This is a genomic window from Rhodococcus sp. WS1 (assembly GCF_003797745.1).
Classification (GTDB): Bacteria; Actinomycetota; Actinomycetes; order Mycobacteriales; family Mycobacteriaceae; genus Rhodococcus_F; species Rhodococcus_F erythropolis.
On record NZ_RKLZ01000002.1, the window covers coordinates 290940 to 317333 of the forward strand.

The following is a 26394-nucleotide window of genomic DNA, read 5'->3' on the forward strand; positions in this document are numbered from 1 at the left end:
CAGCCGAACGCTCTGCGCGGCCTTCTCGTCAACGGGTTCAAGGTGCTCGTCACCCTCGCGATCGTCGTCGCGATCATCTTCGCGGTGAAGTCCCAATGGTCCGAGGTCAAGAACACGATCACCGAGCTGAACTGGTGGACGCTTGCCGCCTCGTCGGTGTTCATCTTCCTCGGTATGGGTGCCGCAGTGCGGGCCTGGCAGCACGCACTCGGCGCCCTCGAACAACCGATCCCGGCCTTCGACGCCGCTCGCGCTTATCTGGTCGGCCAACTCGGCAAGTACCTTCCCGGCAGTGTCTGGGCCTTCGTTCTGCAAACGGAACTCGTCAGGCGCGCCGGTGTGTCCCGTGCCGCAGGCTTTGTCGCAGTGCTGGTCACGGTGGGGTTGAGCACAACTTCGGCGCTGGTCGTCGGCCTCTTCGGTCTACCTGCCCTGTTCGAGGTCAGCACGGCGGCAGCGGTCGGCGTGATCATCCTCGTACCGATCGCATTGGTCTGCGCCTACCCGCCGGTGCTCACACGCCTGGTGAATCTCGCGCTGAAACTGCTCCGCCGCACGCCGCTGCACAAGCCGCTCACGATGCACAAGATTGCGCTCGCTTTGGGCTGGTGCGCAGCAAGCTGGGTGCTCTACGGCATCCAGTTGTGGCTGCTCGCGTCCAGTTCGGCGGGCTTCGAAATCCGTGGGCTCGTCCAGTGCATCGGCGCTCTCGCCCTCGGTATGTGCGCGGGGGTCCTCGTCTTTGTCGTCCCGTCCGGAATCGGTGTCCGCGAAGCCGTCATCGTCGCAGCGCTTTCACCGTTCATGGATGCCGGCGTCGCGCTCGGCCTCGCACTGGCGTCGAGGCTGCTGTTCACCCTCTGTGAGGTCTTTGCCGGCGTCGTGGCTGCGTTGTCGGGATCACGGGGCCTGCGCAATGCACTCGTGCACGAGCGCTCGCGGGTGCCGGACCCCACCAAAGCCTGACGTTCGGTCAGACCACTTTCTCGGACGCGGAATACTGCGTCTCGACGCCGGCCTTCTGCGGACGCCACCACTGCTCGTTGTCGCGATACCACTCGACGGTGGCTTCCAGTCCGCTTCGGAAATCGCGGTACTGCGGCTTCCACCCAAGTTCCTGCTGCAGTCGCGTCGAGTCGATCGCATACCGCAGATCGTGACCAGGGCGGTCGGTAACGAAGTCGAAATCGTCCGGCTTGCGTCCGAAAATTTCGAGCAGAGCCGCAATCACCGTCCGGTTGTCGGTTTCACCGTCGGCGCCGATCAGATAAGTCTCGCCGGACTTTCCGCGGTCCAGGATGTCCCAGACGGCGCGGTTGTGGTCTTCGACGTGAATCCAGTCGCGGACGTTGCGACCTTCCCCGTACAACCGCGGACGCACCCCGTCGAGCAGATTGGTGATCTGGCGTGGGATGAACTTCTCCACATGCTGGAACGGGCCGTAATTGTTGGAGCAGTTGGAGATGGTGGCCGCGATCCCGAACGAGCGCACCCAGGCACGCACGAACAGATCACTCGACGCCTTGGACGCCGAGTACGGACTCGACGGGTTGTACGGTGTCGTCTCCGTGAACTTCGCCGGATCATCCAGTTCGAGGTCGCCGTACACCTCGTCGGTGGAAATGTGGTGATAACGGACCCCGTGTGAACGCACTGCCTGCAGGAGCGAGAAAGTGCCCATGACGTTGGTGCGCAGAAACGGTTCGGGGTCGGCGAGGGAATTGTCGTTGTGGCTTTCGGCGGCGAAGTGCACGACTGCGTCGGAGCGCGAGACAAGATCGTCGACCAGCGGCTCGTCGGCCACGTTGCCGTGAACAAACGTGATCCGGTCCTCGACGGACGCCAGGGACTCGCGATTTCCGGCGTAGGTCAGAGCGTCGAGAACCGTGACTTCCACGTCGGGACGCGTCGACACCGTCTGATGAACGAAATTGGCACCGATGAAGCCGGCACCCCCGGTGACCAGTAGTCGCACTTCATCTCCTCAGGTTCATCGAACGAACTCCCACTTTAGCGGCAGAATTCGCCATGTCCCGTTTGCATCGGCGGGCAGGAGTGCAGGACACTGCACGCATGCGCGGAATCATTCTGGCCGGTGGCACCGGGTCGCGGTTGCACCCGATCACCCTCGGAGTGAGCAAGCAACTCTTGCCTGTCTACGACAAGCCGATGATCTATTACCCGCTCTCCACTCTCATGCTCGCGGACATTCGCGACATCTTGATCATCACGACTCCACACGACGCCGAGCAATTCCGACGAGTTCTCGGCGACGGCTCACAATTCGGTGTGAATCTCACGTACGCGATCCAGCACGAACCCAACGGCCTCGCAACGGCATTCACCCTCGGCGCGGATCACATCGGATCGGAATCCGTGGCGCTTGTCCTCGGCGACAACATCTTCTACGGCCCCGGCCTCGGAACCCAACTCAGGCGTTTCTCCGACATCGACGGCGGAGCCGTGTTCGCTTACTGGGTCTCGAATCCGACCGCCTATGGCGTTGTCGAATTCGACGACTCGGGTCGAGCAGTGTCCATCGAGGAAAAACCGACGTCACCGAAATCCAATTACGCAGTCCCCGGCCTCTACTTCTACGACAGCGACGTCGTGGACATCGCACGCACGCTGAAGCCCTCTGCGCGTGGCGAATACGAAATCAGCGACATCAATCAGCGCTATCTCGAAGCAGGCAAACTCACCGTCGACGTCCTCCCCCGCGGAACCGCGTGGCTCGACACCGGAACACCCGATTCCCTGCTCGAGGCTGCAAACTACGTGCGGACCATCGAACACCGCCAGGGTCTCAAGATCGGTTCACCCGAAGAGGTCGCGTGGCGTCAGGGATTCATCGACTCCGACCAATTGCGCACTCAGGCAGAAGCATTGGGCAAATCCGGGTATGGCCACTACCTACTCGAACTGATCGAGCACGGCAAGGAATGGTGACGTGGAAATTCGTCCACTGAAGATCGCTGGAGCGTGGGAGATTACGCCGAAGCAGTTCGGCGACCACCGCGGCGTCTTTCTCGAATGGTTCAAAAGCTCTACCTTCACCGCCGCAACCGGCCGCACACTCGACCTGGCCCAGGCCAACTGCTCCGTTTCCGAAGCCGGCAGCCTCCGCGGGATCCACTTCACGGACAATCCGCCCGGACAAGCGAAATACATCACCTGCGTGAAAGGTGCCTTCCTCGACGTCGTCGTAGACCTACGGATCGGATCACCGACCTTCGGCGAGTGGGATGCGGTGGTGATCGACGACGTCGATCGACGAGCAGTCTTCCTGGCGGAAGGCCTCGGCCACGCGATCCTTTCACTCGAAGACGGATCGACAGTGATGTACCTGTGCAGCATCGAATACTCCCCCAACCTGGACCGCGACCTCGATCCCTTCGATCCTGAACTCGCGATCGAATGGCCGAGGACGGACCGTAATGGCGACCCCCTGACCTACGAGCTCTCCGCAAAGGACGCCGCCGCACCGTCCCTGGCGACGCTCCGGACGAACGGCCTGTTGCCCGGTTTTGTGGCCGAAGATTCGCCGAATCGGTAATCTTCACCTTTCACACTCGATGGGATGACGACCGGCGGGACGGACGGCTGGATGACCACACGTGCGGGCAGACGCGGTCTGTGGACGGCCGCCGTTCTCGCAGCCGGACTCGGCGCCCTCGCACTGGTCGCACCGCCTCTGACTCCGGGCACGATCGAGTCCGCCCCCGTCACAGTCATCACCACCACCCCACCGGCGCCGGTTGTTCCGCTCAGCCCGGAGGAACTCTCGGCCCAGGTGGTCCCCACCATCGTCACCATCACCGCGCCGGCCGGATTCACCACCACCGCCGGAACCGGGATCGTGCTCTCCCCTGACGGAGTGGTGCTCACGAATCACCACGTCATCAGCGGAGCCTCGGACGTCACTGCCGTCAGCATGTCCAACGGACTGATCTACGACGCCGAGATCCTCGGGTACGACAGCGTCAGCGACCTTGCCGTCCTTCGACTCGCGGGCGCCACGGATCTGCCGGTGGCTGTGGTCGGCAAATCAGCAGAAGCCACTCGTGGGGATGCCGTCACCGCAATCGGAAATGCGGAAGGCGGCGGAGTACCCGTCCCAGCTCCCGGCGTCATCACCAACCTCGGTGTCACCGTCAACACCCGCAACGTGTCCGACGGATCGCGAAACCAGTTGAAGGGCCTCATCGAGGTGGACGCGGACATCCGGCCTGGCGATTCCGGTGGCCCCCTGGTCAATGCCGTTGGCGAGCTGATCGGCGTCAGCAGCGCGGGCAACGCCGTCACCGACCGCACCGAAACCTCGCCGGCGCCTCAGTCCTACGCGATACCGATCGACACCGCGCTGCCGATCGTCGAGCAGGTACTCGGTGGCCGCTCCTCCGAAACCGTGCGTGTGGGACCGACGCCCGTGCTCGGTGTCGCAGTCAAGGATCACGCGGAGATGCCGGCCGGCGCGGAAGTTGTTGCCGTGAGCTTCGATTCGCCGGCCGAGCGGGTGGGGCTGATCAAAGGTGCGGTCATCACCGAGTTCGGTGGCAGCCGGATCGCGTCGTCCGCTGATCTCAACGCGGCGATGAGCTCGCGCCGCCCCGGCGACACCGTCGCGGTGACGTGGGTGGACGCAACCGGGCAACCCGGGACCGGTTCCCTGGTCCTCGACGAGGGGCCACCTCGCTAGTCGTACAAGGCGCCAGCCGTGAAAGCATCGTGGCATGACCACGGTTCTCCTGCTCACCTGTGACGGCGCCGCCCGCGAGGCGGATGTCGAAAGCAAACTCGTCATGGAAGCTCTCACCTCCTACGGCATCGCGTCGACGATGGCGCCGTGGTCGAGCCGGTCCCTCCTCGATATCGACGCCGACCTGGTTCTGATCCGGTCGACCTGGGACTACACCCAGCGCCTCGACGAATTTCTTGCCGTTCTCGATCAGCTGACCGCCCCGATCGCCAACCCGCTCCCGATCGTCGAGTGGAACGCCCACAAGGGATACCTCACCGAACTTGCCGCGGCCGGCGTACCTATCGTTCCAACCGCTGTGATCGCTGCCGGAAAGCACGAAACACTCACCCTCCCTTCGTTCGAGGGTGCCGAGGTCATCGTCAAGCCTGCAGTGTCCGCCGGCGCTGTCGGAGTGGGAAAGTTTGCCGCCGGGTCCGAACAGGCCCACGCTCACCTCAGCTCAATCCTCGAGAGTGGCAACGACGCGTTGGTCCAGCCCTTCATCTCGGACGTCGTCGACGGCGAGCGCTCGATCATCCACCTCGGCGGACGCTACTCCCACGCCGTCCGGAAGATCCCGGCCACCAACGACTTCCGCGTGCAGGAATTCCACGGCGGAACCAACTACCTCCACGAGCCTTCCGCCGCCGAACTCGCGGTGGCCGACGCGGCACTGGCCGCGACCCCATGCGGCCCCGGCGAATTGCTTTATGCGCGTGTGGACGTCGTGGGGCCGGTGGATCAACCACTGCTCATGGAAGTGGAACTGATCGAGCCCGAACTCTTTCTGCCATTCGCCCCGGGATCTGCCGACGCCCTCGCACGGGCAGTTGTCGCGTCTCTAGGTCTGTGAAGCGCCTCGGAGTGCCTTCTTGTCGACCTTCCCCAAAGCAGTGAGCGGCAACGCTTCCACAATTGAAATCTCCTTGGGCGCCCAGATCGGGCCCTTGTGTGATCTCACGTGTGCGACGAGCTGCTCGGGCGTGACCAACCATCCCGTCTTCAGTACGACTGCCGCGGTAACCGCTTCTCCCCATTGAGGATCGGGGACACCGAATACTGCACAGGCGGCCACTGCGGGATGACGTCCGAGTGAGTCCTCGACTTCGCGCGGGTAGACGTTGAATCCACCACTGATGATCGTGTCCTTGATGCGGTCGACGATCGAGATGAGCCCAGTTTCGTCGATCCGAGCAACGTCGCCGGTGTGCAACCACCCATTCGCGAGCGCTGCAGCGGTTTGTTCAGGTTTGTTCCAATAGCCGTCCATCACGAGCGGACCTCGCACACAAAGCTCGCCGGGTACGCCCGTCGCGGTCTCGTTTCCCTGCTCGTCGAACAACACCACTTCGACACCTGGCATCGCGCGCCCACAACTCCCCAGAACCGCGGGATCGTCCGTGTGCTCACGTGTATCGAGCACCGTCAACGCATTCGGGGCTTCGGCCTGACCGTAGTGCTGGCTCAGGATCGGCCCGAACACCGCCCCTGCCTGCGCGAGCCTGGTGGGGTCGATGGGTGCAGCACCGTAAAGCATCCAGTTCAGCCCGGACAGATTCGCATCCGACAGGCGTGGATGGTCGAGCAAGGCGTAGAGCATCGTAGGAACGACGAATGTGGCTGTGACTCCGTCATTTTCGATTGCGTCGACAACCCTGTCCGGGTCGAACGACCTGTGCAACTCGAAGCTTGCACCTCGCTGCAGACCGGGTGCGACGAGCAGACCGGCAGCATGAGACATCGGCGTGGTGAGCAGCATGGTGGTATCAGCCGGCCACTCCCACGTGGTGCAGGCCCAGGCATTGGCGACCAAAGATCGGTCCCTGAGCATGACGCCCTTCGGCTCACCGGTAGTTCCACCGGTGTAGAAGAGATACAAAGCTCGACCCTGACCGCCGAAGCCTGAACCTGTTCCCGCCGTAGCCAATTCACACGCTGATTCGAGGGCTGACAGTGACATCACTCGAGTCTGCGCCGCTTCGGCGCGCGCCTGGAACTGTCCGTCGGCAACCAACAGGAGATCGGTACCACTGTCTTTCAGCACCATCCTGTCGTTCTCTTCGGTCGCGAGCGGATGGAGGGCCGTGTAGCGCACGCCTGCCAGACACGCCGCGGCCATGACCGTGAATGCTTCAGGACACGGACCCGCAAGCAGGGCTACCCCGCCTCCGTCCGGCAGAGCGAGGCTACTGAGGACACCTGCAATCCGCTCTATCTGTTCAGCGGTCTGCCGATACGTCAGCTCGGCCCGATCACCGTTCCGATCCGTGAATCGAAACGCGATGTGGTCTGGTCGGCGTCGCAGCGCCGACAGAATCAGATCCGCATATCCCGCTTGCTCGTGCAAGCCTGGCGCCATCGGTTCATCGTTCATCATGTCCGCGTTCATCGTGGCCCTCCCAAGATCGTGACCGCGGCGACGGCTTCCTCGATGCCGTAGAGACCTCCGCCGTTCTCTGCGACCGCGATTCGAGCCCCGGGGACCTGTCGCCGCGCTGCTTGTCCACGCAACTGCGTGACAAGTTCGAAGACCTGCGCTAGTCCCGTTGCCGAGACCGGATGACCACGGGATTCGAGCCCACCTGACGGATTGACCGGACGCACGCCTCCCAATGAACTCGCACCGGACGCAGACCACGCGCCGCCCTCACCGATCGGGCAGAACCCCAAATTCTCGACCTGCTGTACTTCACCGAAGGCCGTGGCGTCGTGGACCTCTGCCACATCCACATCGCCTGGCCCGACTCCGGCTTCCTCGTATGCGCTCATTGCCGCTCGGCGACCGATGTGACTCTCCACGTCATCTGCGGCCCGATCCGTGCCTGACACCAAGCTGCAACCGAGTATCCGCGCCGCCCGCCGAGAGGAATCATGCCTTCGCGCAAAGTCTGCAGTGGTCACAACAATTGCCGCCGCACCGTCACTGACGGGCGAACACATCGGAACGGTCAGAGGCCACGCGACTCGCCTCGCGGCAAGCACCTCGTCGACAGTGAAGGGTTTGCGAAAGTGCGACCACGGATTGTGCACGGAATGCGCATGATTTTTGGCTGCTACGGACGCGAGTTCGAACTCGGTCGTTCCGAATCTCTCCATGTGCGCCCGAGCAAGAGAAGCGTAGATCTCCATGAACACCGACCGCTCACCCTGCGATCCGAGTTCACCCGGCACCGGAGCGGAGAGTGAGGCAAGGCCGGCGAGCGTCTCGTCGCGATGCGCAACGTCGAGTGCACCGTCGAACACCTCCAGACTTCGAGCGGGATCCGAGCACACCAGCTTGTCCACCCCGACCGCCAATGCGACCTCGGACAGACCGGCGCGAACGTGGGCGATCGCCAGCCAGAGTGCCGTTGCCCCGCCGGCGCAGGCATTTTCGACATTGACGACCGGGACTCCACCGAAACCGTAAGGCCTCAAGGCAATCTGGCCTGGGATCATGTGCTGCCGGTCGATCGCCTTCTGACTGACGGTCGCGTAGAAGACTGCACCGACGTCACCGCGGGTCAGGCCCGCGTCTTCGACGGCGTCGATCCCTGCACGCCCCGCCAATTCCGAGGCCGAGGTATCCGCGTGCCGCCCGAAGGGAGTCGCGCCGACACCGAGAACCATGACTTCGCCGCTCACGCCACCACTCGATTCCTCAATACACCGAGGCCGGCGACCTCGAGTTCGACTACGTCTCCCGGTTCGAGGAACCGCCCGTGTTCCAAGCCGCATCCACTCGGCACGGTGCCGGAACAGAAGACTTCACCCGGGTACAGCCGCGTGGAAGTCGAGGCGAACGAAATCACGTCCTCGAAACGATGGTCCATGTCGGCGCTGGTTCCTCGGCTCACCTCGTCTCCGTTGATTCTCGCGGTCATCTCGAGCTGGTACGGGTCACCGACTTCGTCGGCCGTCACGATCCAGGGGCCGAGGACATTCGCGTTCGAAAAGTCCTTGCTCTTACTGAGACCGAGTCCGGTGGAGATCTCCTCGAGCTGAGTATCGCGGGCGCTGAAATCGTTGAAGATGGTGTAACCGAAGATATGCGCAGGGGCATCCGCTCGTGAGATGTCGCTTCCACCGCGCCCCAACACACAGGCGAATTCGAGTTCGTAATCGCGCAGGCTCGAGTACTCGGGCCACACGACCTCAGATTCGTGTCCGGTCACCGCCAATCGGTTCGCTATGTAATACAGCGGGCGCTCCAACTGGATCTTCGGCAGTTCGACGTCCTCGAGTGCGACCCCTTGAATTCGGGCGCGAGCGTTGCGGAAGTGATCCATGAAGCAGCCGAAGTCTCGGATCTGGACCGGCTGAGGAAGCGGCGACATCCAGCGCACATCACCCGCGTCGACGATCGCACTTGCCGGCTGCTCGTCTGCGAGCCGATCCAGGATCTCCCGTGCCGCCGGACCACCTTCGATGATGGTTTGCATGGTTTCCAGTTCTGGAGCCGGTTTTCCCGTCACATCATGATGAGCTCGCTCGAGTAACAACAGTTGCTCGCCGCTGCCCGTCACCAGAGCCGTCTGCTGGGTCTTTTCGTACTCGACGGTCGCAAGTTTCATTGTGAATCAATACCTTTCACTGAATTGTTCGTTAGGTGAGGCGGGAATTCTGCTCAGACGAACGCGACCACACGAGCCGGGGCAGCGCTGGCTCGCGCAAGCTTGATCGGGAAAAACGCCACGTGAAATCCCGAGGGCGGAAGCGCGGCGAGGTTCGACAGCTGCTGAACGATGAATACTTCACGTTCGCGTCCGGCCCGGTGCCCGTCCCAGAGAACCGAGTTGTCGCCGGTGTCACGAAATTTCTGCGCCATGACTGCAAAGCTCAAGTCCCAGCCGGCAGCGTCGGTGCCCAGCACCTTTGCGCCTTGCTCGGCGAGAAATAGCGTGCCTTCGCGACTCATCCCTGGATACTGAAAGAACCCTGGATCGGCCAAGGTGAAGCTCTCTTGTCCGGTACGGAGCAACACGGCACCACCCTGGGGAACGGACGCACCGTTTTCCGCCAGGGCAGCCTTCAGCGCGTCCACCGAGATCGGCTGATTCGCCTCGCACCGGCCGCGCAGGTCGAGCACCACTGTCTCGCAGAATAATTCATCCAACGCGATGTCTGTGATCGTGCGAGAAGGCTTACCCTCCGAGGTTGATCCGTAGTGCAACGGCGCGTCGACGTGTGTGCCCAGATGGCTGTTGAACTCACTCAACATCTCCGATCCCCACCCCTCACCGTCCGGAAGATCATGAACTCCGCACTGCAGTGCTGCCGCGAACTCGTCGCGTCCGGCACCTGCGGGGTGCGAGTAGGTCACCGAGGGGGCAACGACGGAAGCCAGTGCCTTCAAACCCTCGGGGAGCAGTTCCCGATCGGCCGGATCGAGAGTTCTAGTCAGATCGATGAGTTCCATGTCCGCCCATTTCCGTTAAGTTATTGGACGCTCAGCATAGAACTGGACGATCAACATAGGCAAGAGGGTGTCGCGAGAGGAATACGGCCGTCCGATGACCGGCCTCGTAGCATGAGTGCCGGTGCGCAGGTCTCGGCCCCGACGGGCACGTCGACGTCACCGCGTGCCGGAATTGGCTGCACTCGAGAACGAAAGAAGGCAGGAACACCGAATGGCGTCGACACGCAAGCAGGAGATTTCCGAGGAAACCAGACGGCGACTGGTGAAGGCCGCGGCCGAACTGGCTGCGGAAGGCGGGTCGGCCGCTATGTCCGTACAAGCCGTGGCGGAAAGATCCGGCATCAGCCGAGGGTCTGTGGCCTGGCACTTCGGATCGAAAGACGGGCTTCTACGAGCCGTCGTCGAAGACGCATTCCGGTGGGGCATGGAGAAGTTGCGCGCAGAGTTGGCATCATCCTCGGCGACCGGAATCGAAGCATTGATCGAAGCCAACTTCGTGTTGATGTCGTACCCCGAGGCACGAATTTTCTCGACCATCCTGATCGAAGCCGTGATTCCCGGGTCCACCATCCGCGAGACCTACGCAGAGCAGTACGTCGCAATGCGAACGCTGTACGCGGACTACCTGCGTTCGATCGACACACCGGTCGCCAATCCGGAGTTGGTTGCCGTCACCCTTCTGGCCGGCACTCTCGGGATCAACCTCCAACATCGCCTCGATCCCGACAACGTCGATCGACGTTCGGCGGTAACCGAACTCGAATCGATCTATGCCCGCGCGATGGCATCTACCGCAACGTCAGGGCACGAGAATCCGGCAGCACACGAGAATCCATAGGCGAACCGGAAGTTCAACTTCCCGAACAACTTTCGCCCGCAGCCTGGGGTGGGACCGCATCGAGCCTGGTGCGAATGAACCTGGCGACGTCGCGTAACGCAGCCCGGCTCTCCGGCAAGCCAGGCCACACGGCGGGAAACGCGTGAACCTGGCCGTTCCAGATCTGCAGCGAGCACGGCACCCCCGCGGCGGCGAGCCGTTGCGCCATCACCTCCGAATCGACTCTGAGCACCTCGGATTCGGCGGCAATCAGCAACGACGGCGGCAAAGCGGCAAGATCGCCGTCGACGGGCGAGTTCGTCTGTCCGCCAAGCTTTCCGATCGCCATCAATGCCGACACCGGGGCGATCACGTCGCGTCGAGCGTTGGCATGGACCGATTTGGTGGTGCAATCGAGATCGAGGAGCGGCGAGAGGCCGACAAGACCGGCCGGAACCTCGAGCCCCGCGGAAACTGCTGCAAGCGCCGTCGCGAAGACCAGGAAACCTCCGGCCGAATCACCAACGAAGACAACCTTTTCCGGCAAGGCTCCCTGTTCGAGGAGCCACCGGTACGCATCCAGGCAGTCGTCGACGGACCCGCTGATGCTCGTGCTCGGCAACTGCCGATATGCGATGTGCAGGACCGGAAGGCCGGTTCGCTTGGCGATGCCGGCAACGACCGGCCGATGCGTGTTGAGCCCGCAGCACATGAACCCGCCGCCGTGCAGGTAGAGAACTACACCCTCGCGCAGATCAGCCGTCGAGCCTGCCGTGCGCACGAGTTCGCCGTCGAAACCTGGAAAACGAATCGCTTCCCGATCGATCCCGGAGGGAATGCGTACACCCGCGGCCGAGTCCAGAACTGCGGCGCGGCGCATTGCGCCAGGCGTCAGCGGCGCGATCCCAACTACGGGCCGAAGCATCCATCGACACGCGTTGTAGAGGACCTGCGATTCGATACTCGGCCTGCCGTATCGAGTTCCGGTCCTACGACTGACTGTCGGCAACAGAGACATCTGTCCAGATTAGAAGCGATCAGGCACCGAAGAGGTCGACTTCGTCGAGATCGTCGACGATCGTGACCTTTCGTTTCCGCCCGCCGATGACCTTGCCCAGGCCGCGCAGTCCACCGGACTGAGCTTTCGGGGCGGGTTCGATGCGCTGCGGCGCAACTCTCGTCCGCGCTGCGCGCTGTACGGGCTTGGGTGCGGGAGCTGATGCCGGTGCCTCCGGAACGACGGGCGCCGCCGGAACCTCGGGTTCGGGAATCTCTGCTGGAACGACCGCTTCCGGCTCCACGAAGCCCTGAGCAACCGGGGCCTCGGGCGCGACCTCAGCGACCTCAGCCACCTGCTCCACCTGCACCGGTCCGTCGATCACCGGGATGTCCGACGCCCAGCGGACCCGATACTCGAGGCCGCGCGACGCCAGTTCACGTGCGAGATCCGCGTGCCAGACCCCGTCTTCGCCGTCGCCGTATGCCCGCGCGTCGGAACTGACCCAGATGACGTCGACCTCCGGGTTGCGGTCGGCGAGATCGAGCACGGTCAGCCAGTTCAGCGTCGCCGGGTAGCCGTCTCGCTTCTTCTTGTCGGTATAGGGCCGACGCAGCGAGATCGCCCTCTCGGCCACCTCGAGATGCGACACGTCGACTGGATCGACCACTTCGACGCCGATCGCCACGAGGTCTTCGATCACGTCGTCGACGTAGCCGTCGGCCTTGTCGTGAGCAGCGTCGACGAACCTCGTGAGGTCGCGCCGCAACCCCAGTCGGTCGTACATGCGCGCCTGGACGCTCAGGGCCGCGATCATCTCCGCCGATTCCTCGCGGTAGCGGCTCGCAACCTCGAGTACGACCAATCGCGGCACGACGACGCGGTGTCCGAGTGCGCGAGCGTCGGCGATGGCGGCGTCGAACCGTGCGCCCCTGGTCAGGGCCGAAGAATCGAGAACGATGATCATGGGCTCGATTCTCTCTCGAGAAACCGGACGAATGCGCTAATCCACCCCGAACCGTTACTTGATCTTGAAGATCACTGCCCGCTGAACGATGAAGTTGATGACCGTCGCGGTGCCCTGCGCGATGACGAAGGCCAGCGGCATGCGCCACCACTCGTCGGCGAGCACATGCACCATCAGCGCGTTGAGCCCGACCTGAACCGCAAAAGTGACCGCGTACAGCACGACAACAGCGATGAAGCGGGCGCGAGAAGGCTCGGCCTTGAACGTCCACCGCCGGTTGATCAGATACGCCGTCGTAGTGCCGGCGATAAAGCTGATCGACTTGGCCACGCTCAGATCGAGGCCGACGACCTTGAACAGGAATGCGTACAGCCCGTAGTCCACGACCGCCGACAGCCCACCCGTCGCGACGAACCGGACGATCTGCGTTTTCAGGTCCATCGCGTCGTCGGCGATGTCCGTCGTGACAGGAATCTCGACGGGCAGCGGGACATGGGGTTCGTGCTGGTGACTTGCAGGTGTTTCGGGCACGACGACGAGAGTAACCACTCGAGTCGGAGCCGTCGGCACTACTCCCAGGTAACCTCTACCTTGATGTCCACGACAGCAGAAGAGACGCCGCAGCCGGCTCTCCACACCCAAGCCCGCACCCTCACCGGTTGGGGACGCACCGCCGCCACCACCGCACAGGTGCTGTCCACCCCCGACGTGGAAGTGATCGCCAACGCGGTCGCCCAGGTTGCGGAACAGAACGATTCCAAGCCATCGCATCTGCGACGCGGCGTCATCGCGCGTGGCCTCGGCCGCTCGTACGGCGACCCGGCGCAGAACGCCGGTGGGCTGGTCATCGACATGAATGCACTCAGCCGCATTCATCGCATCGATCGCGACACCGCCCTGGTGGACGTCGACGGCGGTGTGAATCTGGATCAGCTGATGAAGGCTGCTCTGCCGTTCGGCCTGTGGGTTCCGGTCCTGCCGGGTACTCGCCAGGTCACGATCGGCGGCGCCATCGGATCGGACATCCACGGCAAGAACCACCACAGCGCAGGTAGCTTCGGCAACCACGTCGTGTCGTTGGATCTACTGACGGCCGACGGCAAGGTTCGCACGCTCACCCCCAAGGGCGGGCGCAACGACCCGAAGGCCGCACTGTTCTGGGCCACGATCGGCGGCATGGGCCTGACGGGCATCATCTTGCGGGCAACCATCAAGATGACACCGACCGAGACGGCGTACTTCATCGCCGACGGCGACGTCACCAACAGCCTCGACGAGACCATCGCGCTGCACAGCGACGGCAGCGAGGCCAACTACGAGTACTCGAGCGCCTGGTTCGACGCGATTTCCGCGCCCCCGAAGCTCGGCCGTGCGGCAGTCTCGCGCGGATCTCTGGCGAAGCTCGACCAGCTTCCGGCCAAGCTGCAGAAGAACCCGCTCGCCTTCGATGCGCCGCAGTTGCTGACGTTCCCCGACGTCTTCCCCAACGGGCTGGCCAACAAGTTCAACTTCACCGCGATCGGTGAGGTCTGGTTCCGCAAGTCCGGCAAGTACCGCGGCAAGGTCCAAAATCTGACGCAGTTCTACCACCCGCTCGACATGTTCGGTGAGTGGAACCGGGCGTACGGATCCAACGGATTCCTGCAGTACCAGTTCGTGGTTCCGCCGGAGGCCGTCGACGAATTCAAGAAGATCATCGTCGACATCCAGCGCAGCGGGCACTACTCGTTCCTCAACGTATTCAAGCTGTTCGGCGAGGGCAACCAGGCGCCGCTGAGCTTCCCGATCCCGGGCTGGAACATCTGCGTCGACTTCCGCATCAAGCCGGGCCTGAACGAGTTCGTCACCGAACTCGACAAGCGTGTCCTCGAATTCGGTGGGCGCCTGTACACGGCCAAGGATTCGCGGACGTCCGCGGAAACTTTCCACGCCATGTACCCGCGCATCGACGAGTGGATCGCGACGCGCCGCAAGTACGACCCCACAGGCGTTTTCGCCTCCGATATGTCCAGAAGGCTGGAACTGTGATCAACGCTGTAGGTAACCCGCAAACCGTTTTGCTTCTCGGTGGAACCTCCGAGATCGGCCTCGCCATCTGTGAGGAATACCTGAAGAAGGCGCCGCTCCGCGTCATTCTTGCGGCACTTCCCGGCGATCCGGGACGCGAAGCTGCGGTCAAGCAGCTCGAAGCGAAGGGTGCCACCTCGGTGGAGCTCATCGACTTCGACGCCGTTGATTTCGAATCGCACCCGAAGGTGATCGACCAGGCGTTCTCGAACGGGGACGTCGACGTCGCGATCGTCGCCTTCGCACTGGACGGTGACTCCGAAGAGCTGTGGCAGAACCAGCGCAAGGCGGTTCTGGTCGCAAACGTGAACTACACCGCGTCCGTCTCGGTCGGTGTTCTTCTCGGCGAGAAGATGAAGGCTCAGGGCTTCGGCAAGATCATCGCGATGTCGTCGGTTGCCGGCGAGCGCGTCAAGCGTGCCAACTTCGTTTACGGCTCCACCAAGGCGGGCCTCGACGGTTTCTACCTCGGACTCGGCGAGGCTCTCGCGGAATTCGGACCGCAGGTCACCGTCGTCCGTCCCGGCATGGTGCGCACGCAGTTCAGTGCCCACGTCAAGGAAGCTCCGCTGACGGTCAACAAGGACATCGTCGCGAAGCTCGCTGTTGCCGCCTCGGACAAGGGCAAGGAAATCGTCTGGACTCCCGGCCCGTGGCGTTTCGTCATGATGGGTCTTCGCCACGTGCCGCGCCCGATCTTCCGGAAGTTGCCGGTTTAAGCTCCTCCCGTGCCAGAAACAACAACTGCTCCGAGTACAGAACTTTCGACCCCGTCGCCGTGGCGTAATGCCGCGGCGACGGTGGTGGAAATGGCCCTCGGAGCGCTGGTCGCCGCTGTTGTAGCCGCTGTCGGGCTCTTTGCTTTCGGCCGAGTGCAGTGGCCGGCGTTCACGTCTTCCAACGTCACGCAGGCCGTCACGACGGTGCTGCAGGTGCTCTGCATCGCAGTGGTCGGTGTTGCGGTTCTGATGTTCCGCGCCCGCAAGGCCGAGCGGGTCGCAAAACTCCTCTCGTGGGCCGGGCTCTCCGGTTTCGTCACCACGACGCTCGGACTTCCCCTGGCCGCGACGAGTCTGTATCTGCACGGCGTCTCGGTCGATCAGCAGTTCCGGACCGAGTACCTGACCCGGCTGACGGATTCGGCTGCGCTGCAGGACATGACGTACGTGGATCTGCCGCCGTTCTACCCGGCCGGCTGGTTCTGGATCGGTGGACGCGTCGCGAACCTGCTGGGCATGGACGGTTGGGAAGCCTTCAAGCCCTACGCGATCGGCTCGCTGGCTGTCGTCGCCGTCGTTGCACTCGTGTTGTGGACCAAGCTGATTCGACGCGATTGGGCCGTAGTCGCAGCGTTGGCCGTCACTGCCGTCGTGTTGGCGTACAACTCCCCCGAGGCGTACGGCGCCGTCATCAACCTCCTGATCCCGCCGGTGCTGATCCTGGCGTGGGGGGCTCTCGATCGCCCGGGTGCCTCTCGATTTGCCGGAGCCGGCGCAATTCTCGGGACGGGCCTGTTCCTCGGTTTCGCCGCAACCGTCTACACGCTGTACCTCGGATTCGCCGCATTCGCCGTGACTCTGATGGCAGTCGTTGCCGCAGTACTTGCCGCCCGCGCTCAGAACACGTGGAAAGCCGCACTGGGTCCCCTTGTCAGGCTCGCTGTCATCGCCGTGATCTCCGGACTGGTCGCTCTGACGGTCTGGGCGCCCTACCTGTTGAAGGCACTCTCGGGTGCCACTGCAGAATCCGGCACGGCAATGCACTACCTCCCCGATTCCGGTGCGGTACTGCCCTTCCCGATGCTGAGCTTCACCCTCGTCGGCGGACTGTGCCTACTCGGCACGGTCTGGCTGATTTCTCGTTTCCTCTTCTCCCGCCGCGCCCGGGCACTCGGTATCGGTGTCATTGCCGTGTATCTGTGGGCACTGCTGTCGATGACGTTCACCGTTGCCGGCAGTACGCTCCTCGGTTTCCGACTGGAGCCGGTTCTGATCGGACTCCTTGCGGCCGCCGGCGTGTTCGGATTCTTCGAGTTCGCCGGTTGGATCGTCCTGGCCACCAGCGAAAATCCCCGCGTCAAAGCGGTACTGGTTGCACTCGGTGTCATCGGAGCCATCGCCTTCGCGCAGAACATCCCGCAGGTGCTGGCGCCGGATATCGCTGTGGCATACAGCGATACCGACGGCAACGGCGAGCGCGGGGACAAGCGACCTCCCGGGGCCGAAGCCAATTACGCGGACATCGACCGGATCATCCGCGAACAGTTGGGAAGTGAACCCCATGACACGGTGGTACTCACCGCCGACATCGGCTTCCTGAGCTTCTACCCGTACTTCGGTTTCCAAGGTCTGACGTCGCACTACGCAAACCCCCTCGCCGATTTCCGTGCCCGCGCCGCACTGATCGAGCAGTGGTCGGAACTGAAGACCCCTGACGAACTGATAGCTGCGCTGGACGCGTCGCCGTGGCGCAGTCCCGACGCCTTCGTCTTCCGCCAGGGCGCCGACGGGTACACACTGCGGTTGGCCGAGGATGTCTACCCCAACGACCCGAACGTCCGCCGCTACACGGTCACGTTCCCCAAGGAACTGTTCGACGATCCTCGTTTCACAGTCACCGAGCAGGGCCCGTTTGTGGTCGTTACCCGCTCTGACGCGATCTAACCAGGAGATACGTCACAAAAGGCTTACCGTCGGGGTCGTTGACGCGACCCCGACGCACCCCTAACTTCATACCGTGACCCGAACCGATGCCCGAGCGGCAATGATCGATGCAGCCGAGCGTCTGGTTGCCGAACGAGGTCTGGCCGCTCTGACGCTTCGTGATGTTCAGACCGAAGCCGGACAGGCCAACAAGTCGGCTGCGCAGTATCACTTCGGTTCACGTGAAGGTTTGCTGGCGGCCGTCGTCGAGTCCAGAATGCGACCTGCCGGTGAGCGTCGACGCGAGTTGCTCGACACGATCGATCTCGACGCGAATCCACCGACGATGCGTGCCCTCGTCGAGGCTCTCGTCCTGCCGTTGGCGGAACAGACCATCTACCGCGAGGGCACGTTGTACGCACGGTTCCTGGTGCAGTCGATCTTCGACCCGGCCATGTCGTCGACCATCCGTGATCACATGCAGGCCGAGAGTTTCCGCGAAGTTCAGCGGCGGATAGTCGCTGCGTCCTCGTTGCCGGCAGAGATCGCCGAACTTCGGGCGGCAACTCTGACCGTGCTCGCCGTCGTCACTTTTGCCACGTGGGAGGGTCGCGTCGACAGCCGAGAACGTGCTCACGTGATTGTTGCCGACCTGATCGAAAGTTGCCTCGGAGCACTCTCGGCCCCGGCTGCGCAAATCTGACACGCTGTCCGGCGAGTTTGTTTCCGAAACTGCCGGGGTACTCAGCCCCTCCAAGCGCAGTCGAGCAAACGGCCGCATCAACCACCGGCGGGGTAGGTGATGACAGTGAGCGAACTCGTTACGCAAAGCCGCGAGCTTGTACCGCATCGTGCAGTTCTCGATTCCGCAGAACATGTTCTGGTCATTGCGCGCGGCAAACCGTTCGGGCGCGAGCAGGCCTTCCACGAAGTGTTGAGTGTCGCGATTCGCAATCGCATCGAAGTACTCACCCTGGCAAGGGCTCTCATCGACGTTTCCGAGTCCCGCGACTACCGCGCGATCCCGACCGACACCGCACACACCGTTGCGGTGCTCGAATGGGGTGAGCTACTCGAGATCCCGACCGAACACCACGAGAAGTCCAGAGCCGAATCGGCTGGAGACGCCGATGAAACGAACGACTTCGACGATCCGATCGAGCCGGAGTATCTGGTCGAGACCGACGTGGGAGGACGCGTCGTCTTCGTCGCCCTCGCGTTCACGATCGGCGGGATAGTCGGATTCTTCGCGCACGACTGGGCGCTTCTGCTTCTGATCACCGCCGTGTACCTCGTGTGGATCGCGGCACGGCTGGTCGCGAAACTCGTCAGTGTTTCCCGCAGTGCCCATTGGGCGGACGCCGAGCCTATTCGTGGCACCGATTCGACAACTCACAACGCGGAACGCTCCCACCACCACGCTGTTGCAGCGTGAGGGCGGGAGCGCCGGTACTGCACTACAACCGTTGCGGCACACCGTAAGTGACGACGGTATCGCCATTCGACGTGACAGCCTTCGCGTAGGGCCTGATGGTTACCGGCCCGATTGCTCCCTGTACGTATCCGTGAACTCCGGAGAGCCGGACGGCTGCTTCAGGTCCGTCGAATTCCTGGTCTTCGAGTAGCGCGACGTCGGTGATACCGCCCGGCGCCAGATCGACGTCCAGTTCCTGTGAAGGAATGATGTCGCCGCCGATGGCGAACCCGTTCGAAATGTCCAGGCCCAGTTCGAAGTCCGGAACCAGACCGATACCGAGGTTCGTTCCGCTCTCGACTGCCCAGTCGAGGCCGGGACTGTTGAGAACAACCGTCGCACCGGTCAGCGCGATCGGATAGCCGATCTGATAACCGATAGTCAGCTTCGTTCCGGTGAAGCTTGCCGCGTCCGGCCCGTCGATCTTCACGCCGGCAACCCCGTCGTGGAAGAACTCGACGCTCAGCGGTGAGCTGTCGAGAGGCGGAAAGACGTGGATAGCGGTATCAGCCTGATAGACCTCTATCCGATTTCCTTTGACGTCGGTGATCGAACTGGTGTTGTCGACGCCTGCCGACGCCGTCCCACCCCCCAGGACAACGGCCAGTAAGGCCACTGCTCCCACTGCGCTACTGCGAACTGCTGTCTTCGACATGCACAAGCACCATCCCATCCGGTATAGGCCCCGGACGTAGGTTCCAACTCTTCGTCGAGGATGGGATTCGTCGGGGCTGCCTGAACAAACGCGAGCAAGATCCTTGTTGCGATACCCCGGTCACGAACCCGTCAAACGATGCACGAAAACATTACTTTCCGGACAAGTCGGGTGGCCCGGTTTGTCCCGTCGACTGCGCCCGCTCGCGGACGCGAACCGTTTTGTTCGTTACTCTGACAGAGGAAGTTATCGAATCGAGACCTAAATAGGCCACCCCGAACTTCTGAGAACTGCCACTTCAGGGATGGGCGCCAGAACCGAAAGGCACCGACTGCATGACCGAGACCTTGCCCGACGTCCAACTGCTCGAAGAAGCACGTCCAGGGCGAGTCCGTTCAGCAGTGCGGCGCTCGGTCGTCCAGCGCGGGCGTCTTGTGGACCTCGCGATCATGGCGACGTTCACCGTCGCCGCGATCTACGTGATGTCGAACCTGTGGAGCGATCTTCAGTCCGGCTACCTCTTCAACGCAGGACGCGACCAGGCGATGTGGGAATGGTTCTTCGCCGACACCGCCCACGCGCTCGCCCAGTTCCGCAGCCCGCTGTTCAGTGACCTGCAGAATTACCCGCTCGGCGTGAACCTGATGGCCAATACCGCGATGTTCGGCATCAGCATCCCGTTGGCCCCGATCACGCTGATCTTCGGACCGACAGCCACGTATGCGATCGGGCTGACCGCCGGCCTCGGCGGCACCGCCATCGCTTGGTACTGGGCATTCTCGCGGCACGTACTGACCGGCGTCTCCGTCCGCTCCAAGATCGCCGCCGCCGTCGGAGCGGGGTTCTGCGGATTTGCGCCCGCCATGATCTCGCATGCCAACGGCCACCCGAACTTCGTCGCGTTCTTCGTACTTCCGTTCATCTTCTTGCAGGTAGTGCGCATCTCGAACGGCAAGCGTCCGGTTCGCGACGGAATCGTTCTCGGCCTACTCGTCGCGTGGCAGATCTTCCTCGGCGAAGAGCCGCTCCTCATCTTCACGATGTCAGCCATGGTGTTCGGCGCCGCCTATGCACTGCCTGACCTGGCCAAGTCGCGCCAGGCGATCAAGCGCGCGATGCCCGGTCTCGTGATCGGCGGCGCGGTCACACTCCTGATCACCGCGGTGCCGCTGTGGTCGCAGTTCTTCGGCCCTGCGAGCTACGACGGCGTCTCGCACGGTCAGGCCGGCAACGACACCGCTGCACTCACCACGTTCCCGACCGAATCGGTTGCGGGCGATCCCGAGGGCGCGGAGTTCCGGATGAACCCGACCGAGGAGAATGCCTACTTCGGATGGCCGTTGGTGCTCCTGCTTCTCGGTGCAACGGTGTGGCTGTGGCGCATCCGGCTGACCCGCGCTGCCGCCGCCGTGATCGTGGTGATGGGTGTGCTCTCGCTCGGTTCCGAACTGACCATCGACGGTGACAAGACCGGCATCACCCTGCCGTGGAAACTCCTCGCCGACTTGCCGTTGTTCGAATCGGTGCTCGAATCCCGATTCGCCATGGGCGCGATTCCGGCGATCGGGCTGCTGCTCACCCTCGGCACCTACCGCGCTTTTGTCGAACTTCGTGGACCGCGACGCACGGCAGCCGGTGTCTGGCTGGTGGCGCTCGCCGTCGCGATGATTCCCCTCATCCCGACCCCCATCGACGCCGATCAGCGATCTGCGACGCCCGAATTCATCACCAGCGGCTCGTGGGAGAACTACGTCAGCGACGGCACCCTGGTGACGGTCCCCGTCGCGAGCGCCGAAGACGCCCGCGCACTGAGCTGGCAGGTCGACGCCGACTTCGGCTTCCCCATCGCCGGCGGGTACTTCGTCGGCCCGGATTCGAAGACCCGCGCCGGAATCTACGGCGCCGAGTCCCGGCCCACCTCGACCCTGCTGGTCAATGCCAAACAAACCGGCAAGGTCCCGTTGATCGATGTGGGCACCAGAGCGAACGCCCTGACCGACCTGCGGTACTGGCACGCCGACGTACTGGTGCTTCCCCGATTCTCCGGCGACGACGCCCTGCGCCACACGGTCGACGAACTGGTCGGCTTCGACGCCAAGCGCGTCGACGACGTGTGGGTGTGGGACGTACGAGACCTCGTGAGCGGCAAGACATCCAACCAGAGCTGAACGGGTTGATCAGCGGGTCATGATCACCGGACCGTCTTCGGTGATCGCGACCGTGTGCTCACTGTGCGCAGCCCGGGCGCCCGAAACGGTGCGAAGGGTCCACCCGTCGGCGTCGTGCCGGTAGTCGTCGGTTCCGTCGGCGATGAGCATCGGTTCGATGGCGATGACCAGGCCGGGCCGTAACCGGAAGCCTTTGCCTGCTCGGCCTTCGTTGGGCACGTCCGGGCCTTCGTGCATCTCGCGGCCGATGCCGTGCCCACCGTGATCGGCGAGCATGCCGTACCCGCGGCCGCGCGCGTACTGTCCGATCGCGGCACCGATGTCGCCCAATCGGTTACCGGGTTGGGCGGCGGCAATGCCACGGGCTAGTGCCTCATCGGTCGCGTCGATCAGTGCCTGATCCTCACTACTTCCCTGTCCGACGGTGAAGCTGATGGCGGAGTCGCCGCACCAGCCGTCGAGTCTCGCACCGCAGTCGATACTGATCAGGTCACCGTCACGGAGTCGGTACCCATTCGGGATACCGTGCACCACAGCATCGTTCACGCTGATGCAGGCGACACCGGGAAAGGGTATCGGCGCCGTCGCCGGCCGGTAATTCAAGAACAGCGCCGAGGCGCCCGCAGCCGAAATGACCTCCGCGGCAACGGCGTCCAATTCGAGCAACGTCACTCCGACGCTCGCCGCCTCACGCGCCGCAGCCAGCGCCTGCGCGGTGATTCTCCCCGCCGCCGCCATCGCGTCGATTTCCCCTGCGGTCTTGATTTCGACCATCTCGAACACCTTCCTTGTCGAATAACTATACCGGTATTACTATAAGCACATGGTGCGCGTGCCGCTGACGGCGGAAGAACTCGAACGAGGACTACGACTGGGTGAACTCCTGCGATCGGCGCGGGGGGACCGAAGCATGGTTCAGGTAGCGCTCGACGCCGGTATCTCCGTCGAAACGCTGCGCAAGATCGAAACCGGACGCATCGCGACACCCGCCTTCTTCACCATCAGCGCGGTCGCGGAAGTGTTGGGTATTGCACTCGACACCATCGCCCGAACACTTGAAACACCACAATCCGAACAGGAAGTTGCATCCTGAGTAGTTCTCTCAGGATGTGTGGGCCCGCACTCGCCTAACATCGTTCCTTGTGCCGTCTGAAGTAGTAGTGCCCCCGAAACCCGTGCCCACTGGCCCCGAAGCTCCCCGAGAATCGGATTCCCAGAGAGTCCGGACGGCACGACTCATCGCGATAGTCACCGGCCTTCTTGGCCTGCTTCTTGCACTCGCGACGCCGTTCCTGCCCGTCAAGCAGGAAGCCGCGAGCATCGACTGGCCGCAGGGTGGGACCGTCAACAGCGTCTCGTCGCCGCTGATCTCCTACTCGCCCACATCGCTCGACATCAGCATTCCCTGTTCCACCCTGGACCAATTGGGCGACGGCGGCGGCACACTGCTCTCGACCATGCCGAACGGTGCGCCGGACCGAAACGCCCGCGGCCTCACCGTCCGCACCACTGCCGACCGCCTGGAAGCACTCACTCGCGATTCGGTGCTGATCTCGGCTCCGCTCGATCAACTGAGCGGGTGCACGGCGATCACCATCACGACCAACTCCGAGCAGACCGTCGCGGCGGTCACCGGAATCAACGGCGTCGGCACCACCCTGACCGGTGACTACCGCCCACAGGTTGTCGGCATCTTCACCGACCTGCAGGGCGCAGCGCCCGCCGGATTGTCTGCCCACATGGACGTCGACTCGCGGTTCTCGTCCAGCCCCACACTTCTCAAACTGTTCGCGATGATCGTCGCGGCACTCTCGACCATCGTCTCGCTGTACGCACTGCACCGGATCGACGGCGTCGACGGCCGTCGTGCCCGGCGGTTCCTTCCGGCACGGTGGTGGAAGTTCACCGGCATCGACGCCCTGGTGATCGGCACGCTGGCGCTCTGGCATGTGTTCGGCGCCAACACTTCCGACGACGGATATCTGCTCGGCATGGCCAGAGTCTCGGAGCACTCCGGGTACATGGCCAATTACTTCCGTTGGTTCGGCGTCCCCGAAGCGCCGTTCGGTTGGTACTACGACGTGCTGGCGCTGTTCGCGAAGGTCAGCACCGCGAGCATGTGGATGCGCCTGCCCGCGTTGATCGCCGGCATTCTGTGCTGGATGGTCATCAGCCGCGAGGTGATACCGCGACTCGGTGTTGCGGTGCGCCGCAACAAGGTTGCCATCTGGACGGGCGGGCTCGTGTTCCTGGCCTTCTGGTTGCCGTACAACAACGGCCTGCGTCCCGAACCCATCATTGCCCTCGGCGCCCTGCTCACGTGGTGCTCCATCGAGCGCGCCATCGCCACCGGACGTCTGTTGCCCGCCGCGATGGCCGTGCTGATCGCCGCATTCTCGCTGGCCGCCGGGCCTTCCGGGCTGATCGCCATCGGCGCGCTGATCGCCGGAGCCCGGCCGATCCTGCAGATCCTCATCACCCGCGGCAAACGCGTCGGCTTCCTGTCCCAGGTCATGCCGATCCTCGCAGCCGGAACCGTGGTTCTTGTCGCAGTCTTCGCAGATCAAACCCTCGCAACGGTTCTCGAATCCACCAGGGTGCGAACCGCCGTCGGGCCGAACGTTCCGTGGTTCGAGGAGCGGTTGCGGTGGGACGCACTGATGACCATCTCCCCCGACGGCTCACTGGCCCGCCGCTTCGGCATGTTCGTCATGATCGTCGGACTCGTCTTCTGCGTCATGATGATCCTGCGCAAGGGCCGGATCCCCGGTACCGCGATCGGGCCCTCGCGCCGAATCCTCGGCATCGTGTTCGCGTCGCTGCTCCTGATGCAGTTCACCCCCACCAAGTGGACTCACCACTTCGGTGTGTACGCCGGTCTGGCCGCTACGGTTGCCGTGCTCGCCGCCGTCGGCGTGAGTGCGTCGAGCATGCGTTCCAAACGAAACCGCGCGCTGTTCGCCGCGGGCATCCTGTTCATCCTCGCTGTGGCGTTCACCAGCTCCAACGGCTGGTGGTATGTCTCGAGTTACGGCGTCCCGTGGTGGGACAAGCCACCGTCAATCGCCGGCAAGGGATTCTCGACGGCCTTCCTCGGCCTCACGATCCTCACGCTGCTGCTGGCAGCCTGGTACCACGTCATGGAGCCGCGCGAGCGAAACGGTGCGGAAGACAGCGTCAAGAAGACAAGGCGACTTCGCCTTCTCGCCCCGTCACCGTTGACCATCGCGGCCGGAGCCGTCGTGCTCTTCGAGGTGCTGTCCCTACTCAAGGGAGCGGTCGCTCAGTACCCCGCGTACTCGATCGGCAAGTCCAACATCGAATCCGTCTTCGGCGGAAGCTGCGGTCTCGCGGGTGAGGTACTCGTGGAGTCCGATCCCAACACCGGCGTCCTGCAATTGGTGGACAGGCCCACCGACCTCGCCGGCGCCGGAGCTTTCGGTGCAAGCGAATCGACCGGATTCTCGCCGGACGGAGTCGCCGGCGACCTCACCGCAGACGCCGAGGACTCGACGGCGGGCAGTGCAAACAGCCTCGACACCACGACCTCTCAGTCCGGCACCACCAGCACGCCCGGAACCGGATCCGGAACCGCTGGCGGCTCGCAGTCGACCTCGGGCGTCAACGGCAGCAACGTCGCGCTCCCGTTCGGGCTCGACCCCGCAAAAACGCCGGTGCTCGGTAGTTACGGAGCGCCCCAGAACGCGTCACTGACCACCGGTTGGTACTCACTGCCCGAGCGCAACGACGCCGCGCCGCTCCTCACCGTCGCCGCGGCCGGACGAATCCGCTACGTCAACTCCGACGGCATCGTCACCCCCGGCGCGGTCTTGCAGGTCGAATACGGCAAGAAGCAGGCCGACGGAAGCGTCGACGCGCTGGGACGAGTCGATCCGATCGACATCGGCCCGTCGCCGTCGTGGCGCAACCTGCGCGTTCCGATGGATCAACTGCCCGCAGACGCCGACACCGTGCGTCTGGTGGCCAGTGACACCGACATCAGTGCCGACCAGTGGCTGGCGGTGACACCGCCGCGAGTGCCGACCATGCGCACGCTGCAGGACGTCGTCGGATCCACCGATCCGGTGCTGATGGACTGGGCCGTCGGTCTGGCCTTCCCGTGCCAACGTCCGGTCGATCATCTGTACGGCGTCGCCGAGATCCCCGAGTGGCGCATTCTGCCCGACCGCATCGGCGCGGAGTCCACCAACGCCTGGCAGGACCACTACGGCGGCGGACCGCTCGGTTGGACCAGCGAACTGCTCTCGGCCAGGGCATTGCCCACCTACCTGGACAACGACTGGGACCGGGACTGGGGTTCGCTCGAGCAGTACACACCGCTCGATCCGGACGCAGTTCCCGCGCAAATGAACGTCACCACCGAGACCCGGTCGGGCACCTGGACACCGGGCCCGATTCGTTACCAGTCGTAACTGTTACGCGTGGACCTACCAACCACCCAGGCACG

At 63.5% G+C, this 26394-nt stretch carries 24 protein-coding genes; 14 read left to right on the top strand and 10 right to left on the bottom strand.

What is annotated here, in order from left to right; genetic code table 11:
* Positions 1-12 precede the first annotated feature (12 nt).
* Positions 13-966, top strand: a complete 954-nt coding sequence (locus EEB12_RS13920; RefSeq protein WP_153211149.1) for a YbhN family protein — start codon at positions 13-15, stop codon at positions 964-966.
* 7 nt (positions 967-973) lie between these two features.
* Here the strand turns inward: EEB12_RS13920 and rfbB are convergent, their stop codons facing one another.
* A complete protein-coding gene (gene rfbB / locus EEB12_RS13925) occupies positions 974-1975 on the bottom strand; it encodes a dTDP-glucose 4,6-dehydratase (RefSeq protein WP_019746435.1) in 1002 nt (333 codons plus the stop codon).
* Positions 1976-2073: 98 nt separating this feature from the next.
* On the opposite strand from rfbB, the gene rfbA reads away from it, so the two are divergent.
* Genes rfbA through EEB12_RS13945 form a run of 4 tightly spaced genes read left to right on the top strand, consistent with a single transcriptional unit; the run spans position 2074 to position 5594 of the window.
* Entirely contained in the window at positions 2074-2949 is an 876-nt protein-coding gene (gene rfbA / locus EEB12_RS13930; protein ID WP_031332684.1) for a glucose-1-phosphate thymidylyltransferase RfbA, read from the top strand.
* 1 nt (position 2950) lies between these two features.
* Positions 2951-3556, top strand: coding sequence for a dTDP-4-dehydrorhamnose 3,5-epimerase family protein (locus EEB12_RS13935; RefSeq protein WP_021342484.1), 606 nt, complete (start codon positions 2951-2953; stop codon positions 3554-3556).
* 51 nt (positions 3557-3607) lie between these two features.
* Entirely contained in the window at positions 3608-4699 is a 1092-nt protein-coding gene (locus EEB12_RS13940; protein WP_031332682.1) for a S1C family serine protease, read from the top strand.
* A gap of 34 nt (positions 4700-4733) precedes the next feature.
* The gene (locus tag EEB12_RS13945; RefSeq protein ID WP_141487956.1) at positions 4734-5594 is read left to right on the top strand and encodes a RimK family alpha-L-glutamate ligase; all 861 of its coding nucleotides are present in this window, start codon (positions 4734-4736) and stop codon (positions 5592-5594) included.
* On the opposite strand, the gene EEB12_RS13950 is transcribed toward EEB12_RS13945, so the two are convergent.
* The 4 genes from EEB12_RS13950 to EEB12_RS13965 are packed head-to-tail and all read right to left on the bottom strand — an operon-like array spanning position 5583 to position 10139.
* A complete protein-coding gene (locus EEB12_RS13950) occupies positions 5583-7130 on the bottom strand; it encodes an AMP-binding protein (protein ID WP_141487957.1) in 1548 nt (515 codons plus the stop codon). The two genes, EEB12_RS13945 and EEB12_RS13950, sit on opposite strands and share 12 nt — an antisense overlap.
* Positions 7127-8365: a thiolase family protein gene (locus EEB12_RS13955; RefSeq protein WP_141487958.1), complete on the bottom strand. Its 1239-nt coding sequence runs from the start codon at positions 8363-8365 to the stop codon at positions 7127-7129. Before EEB12_RS13955 ends, EEB12_RS13950 begins: the two co-directional genes overlap by 4 nt.
* On the bottom strand, positions 8362-9294 hold the full coding sequence (locus EEB12_RS13960) for a fumarylacetoacetate hydrolase family protein (RefSeq protein ID WP_019746428.1): 933 nt from the start codon (positions 9292-9294) through the stop codon (positions 8362-8364). The genes EEB12_RS13955 and EEB12_RS13960 overlap by 4 nt, the downstream gene beginning before the upstream one ends.
* Positions 9295-9347: 53 nt before the next feature.
* Complete coding sequence (locus EEB12_RS13965) at positions 9348-10139, bottom strand: cyclase family protein (RefSeq protein WP_021342480.1); 792 nt, start codon at positions 10137-10139, stop codon at positions 9348-9350.
* Positions 10140-10350: 211 nt separating this feature from the next.
* On the opposite strand from EEB12_RS13965, the gene EEB12_RS13970 reads away from it, so the two are divergent.
* Positions 10351-10977, top strand: a complete 627-nt coding sequence (locus EEB12_RS13970; RefSeq protein WP_124566830.1) for a TetR/AcrR family transcriptional regulator — start codon at positions 10351-10353, stop codon at positions 10975-10977.
* Between the two features lie 13 nt (positions 10978-10990).
* On the opposite strand, the gene EEB12_RS13975 is transcribed toward EEB12_RS13970, so the two are convergent.
* Genes EEB12_RS13975 through EEB12_RS13985 form a run of 3 tightly spaced genes read right to left on the bottom strand, consistent with a single transcriptional unit; the run spans position 10991 to position 13451 of the window.
* The gene (locus tag EEB12_RS13975; protein WP_070385940.1) at positions 10991-11974 is read right to left on the bottom strand and encodes an alpha/beta hydrolase; all 984 of its coding nucleotides are present in this window, start codon (positions 11972-11974) and stop codon (positions 10991-10993) included.
* A 19-nt stretch (positions 11975-11993) separates the two neighbouring features.
* Positions 11994-12920 carry a PIN domain-containing protein gene (locus EEB12_RS13980; protein ID WP_029254218.1) on the bottom strand — a complete coding sequence of 309 codons (927 nt, stop codon included), beginning with the start codon at positions 12918-12920 and terminating at the stop codon, positions 11994-11996.
* Between the two features lie 54 nt (positions 12921-12974).
* The gene (locus EEB12_RS13985) at positions 12975-13451 is read right to left on the bottom strand and encodes a GtrA family protein (RefSeq protein WP_078377459.1); all 477 of its coding nucleotides are present in this window, start codon (positions 13449-13451) and stop codon (positions 12975-12977) included.
* Positions 13452-13514: 63 nt separating this feature from the next.
* Here EEB12_RS13985 and EEB12_RS13990 point away from each other — a divergent pair, with 63 nt between their 5' ends.
* The 5 genes from EEB12_RS13990 (at position 13515) to EEB12_RS14010 (ending at position 19064) form a co-directional block, all read left to right on the top strand.
* Positions 13515-14948, top strand: coding sequence for an FAD-binding oxidoreductase (locus EEB12_RS13990; protein WP_141487959.1), 1434 nt, complete (start codon positions 13515-13517; stop codon positions 14946-14948).
* Positions 14945-15706 (top strand): decaprenylphospho-beta-D-erythro-pentofuranosid-2-ulose 2-reductase, encoded by a 762-nt coding sequence (locus tag EEB12_RS13995; protein WP_019746424.1) that lies wholly within the window; start codon positions 14945-14947, stop codon positions 15704-15706. Before EEB12_RS13990 ends, EEB12_RS13995 begins: the two co-directional genes overlap by 4 nt.
* 90 nt (positions 15707-15796) lie before the next feature.
* Entirely contained in the window at positions 15797-17650 is a 1854-nt protein-coding gene (locus EEB12_RS14000; protein WP_141488677.1) for a galactan 5-O-arabinofuranosyltransferase, read from the top strand.
* A gap of 73 nt (positions 17651-17723) precedes the next feature.
* On the top strand, positions 17724-18332 hold the full coding sequence (locus EEB12_RS14005) for a TetR/AcrR family transcriptional regulator (RefSeq protein WP_019746422.1): 609 nt from the start codon (positions 17724-17726) through the stop codon (positions 18330-18332).
* 99 nt (positions 18333-18431) lie between these two features.
* The gene (locus EEB12_RS14010) at positions 18432-19064 is read left to right on the top strand and encodes a hypothetical protein (protein WP_019746421.1); all 633 of its coding nucleotides are present in this window, start codon (positions 18432-18434) and stop codon (positions 19062-19064) included.
* A 22-nt stretch (positions 19065-19086) separates the two neighbouring features.
* On the opposite strand, the gene EEB12_RS14015 is transcribed toward EEB12_RS14010, so the two are convergent.
* Positions 19087-19758: an MspA family porin gene (locus EEB12_RS14015; protein ID WP_020968119.1), complete on the bottom strand. Its 672-nt coding sequence runs from the start codon at positions 19756-19758 to the stop codon at positions 19087-19089.
* A gap of 335 nt (positions 19759-20093) precedes the next feature.
* Between EEB12_RS14015 and EEB12_RS14020 the strand changes: the two genes are divergently transcribed.
* On the top strand, positions 20094-21926 hold the full coding sequence (locus EEB12_RS14020; protein ID WP_019746419.1) for a glycosyl transferase: 1833 nt from the start codon (positions 20094-20096) through the stop codon (positions 21924-21926).
* Positions 21927-21935: 9 nt separating this feature from the next.
* Here the strand turns inward: EEB12_RS14020 and map are convergent, their stop codons facing one another.
* Complete coding sequence (gene map / locus EEB12_RS14025) at positions 21936-22700, bottom strand: type I methionyl aminopeptidase (RefSeq protein WP_070796571.1); 765 nt, start codon at positions 22698-22700, stop codon at positions 21936-21938.
* A 49-nt stretch (positions 22701-22749) separates the two neighbouring features.
* Between map and EEB12_RS14030 the strand changes: the two genes are divergently transcribed.
* On the top strand, positions 22750-23019 hold the full coding sequence (locus EEB12_RS14030) for a helix-turn-helix domain-containing protein (RefSeq protein ID WP_141487960.1): 270 nt from the start codon (positions 22750-22752) through the stop codon (positions 23017-23019).
* A gap of 82 nt (positions 23020-23101) precedes the next feature.
* On the top strand, positions 23102-26359 hold the full coding sequence (locus EEB12_RS14035; RefSeq protein ID WP_141488678.1) for an arabinosyltransferase domain-containing protein: 3258 nt from the start codon (positions 23102-23104) through the stop codon (positions 26357-26359).
* Positions 26360-26394 lie beyond the last annotated feature (35 nt).

What these genes read in the sequence shown, in the direction of transcription:
- EEB12_RS13960 (WP_019746428.1), bottom strand. Translation starts at nt 9,294, where the DNA reads ATGAAACTTGCGACCGTCGAGTACGAAAAGACCCAGCAGACGGCTCTG.
- EEB12_RS13950 (WP_141487957.1), bottom strand. Translation starts at nt 7,130, where the DNA reads ATGAACGCGGACATGATGAACGATGAACCGATGGCGCCAGGCTTGCAC.
- EEB12_RS14000 (WP_141488677.1), top strand. Translation starts at nt 15,797, where the DNA reads ATGGCCCTCGGAGCGCTGGTCGCCGCTGTTGTAGCCGCTGTCGGGCTC.
- EEB12_RS13970 (WP_124566830.1), top strand. Translation starts at nt 10,351, where the DNA reads ATGGCGTCGACACGCAAGCAGGAGATTTCCGAGGAAACCAGACGGCGA.
- EEB12_RS13965 (WP_021342480.1), bottom strand. Translation starts at nt 10,139, where the DNA reads ATGGAACTCATCGATCTGACTAGAACTCTCGATCCGGCCGATCGGGAA.
- EEB12_RS13940 (WP_031332682.1), top strand. Translation starts at nt 3,608, where the DNA reads ATGACCACACGTGCGGGCAGACGCGGTCTGTGGACGGCCGCCGTTCTC.
- EEB12_RS14010 (WP_019746421.1), top strand. Translation starts at nt 18,432, where the DNA reads ATGACAGTGAGCGAACTCGTTACGCAAAGCCGCGAGCTTGTACCGCAT.
- EEB12_RS13980 (WP_029254218.1), bottom strand. Translation starts at nt 12,920, where the DNA reads ATGATCATCGTTCTCGATTCTTCGGCCCTGACCAGGGGCGCACGGTTC.
- EEB12_RS14015 (WP_020968119.1), bottom strand. Translation starts at nt 19,758, where the DNA reads ATGTCGAAGACAGCAGTTCGCAGTAGCGCAGTGGGAGCAGTGGCCTTA.
- EEB12_RS14030 (WP_141487960.1), top strand. Translation starts at nt 22,750, where the DNA reads ATGGTGCGCGTGCCGCTGACGGCGGAAGAACTCGAACGAGGACTACGA.
- map (WP_070796571.1), bottom strand. Translation starts at nt 22,700, where the DNA reads ATGGTCGAAATCAAGACCGCAGGGGAAATCGACGCGATGGCGGCGGCG.
- EEB12_RS13945 (WP_141487956.1), top strand. Translation starts at nt 4,734, where the DNA reads ATGACCACGGTTCTCCTGCTCACCTGTGACGGCGCCGCCCGCGAGGCG.
- EEB12_RS13990 (WP_141487959.1), top strand. Translation starts at nt 13,515, where the DNA reads ATGTCCACGACAGCAGAAGAGACGCCGCAGCCGGCTCTCCACACCCAA.
- rfbA (WP_031332684.1), top strand. Translation starts at nt 2,074, where the DNA reads ATGCGCGGAATCATTCTGGCCGGTGGCACCGGGTCGCGGTTGCACCCG.
- EEB12_RS13975 (WP_070385940.1), bottom strand. Translation starts at nt 11,974, where the DNA reads ATGTCTCTGTTGCCGACAGTCAGTCGTAGGACCGGAACTCGATACGGC.
- EEB12_RS14020 (WP_019746419.1), top strand. Translation starts at nt 20,094, where the DNA reads ATGACCGAGACCTTGCCCGACGTCCAACTGCTCGAAGAAGCACGTCCA.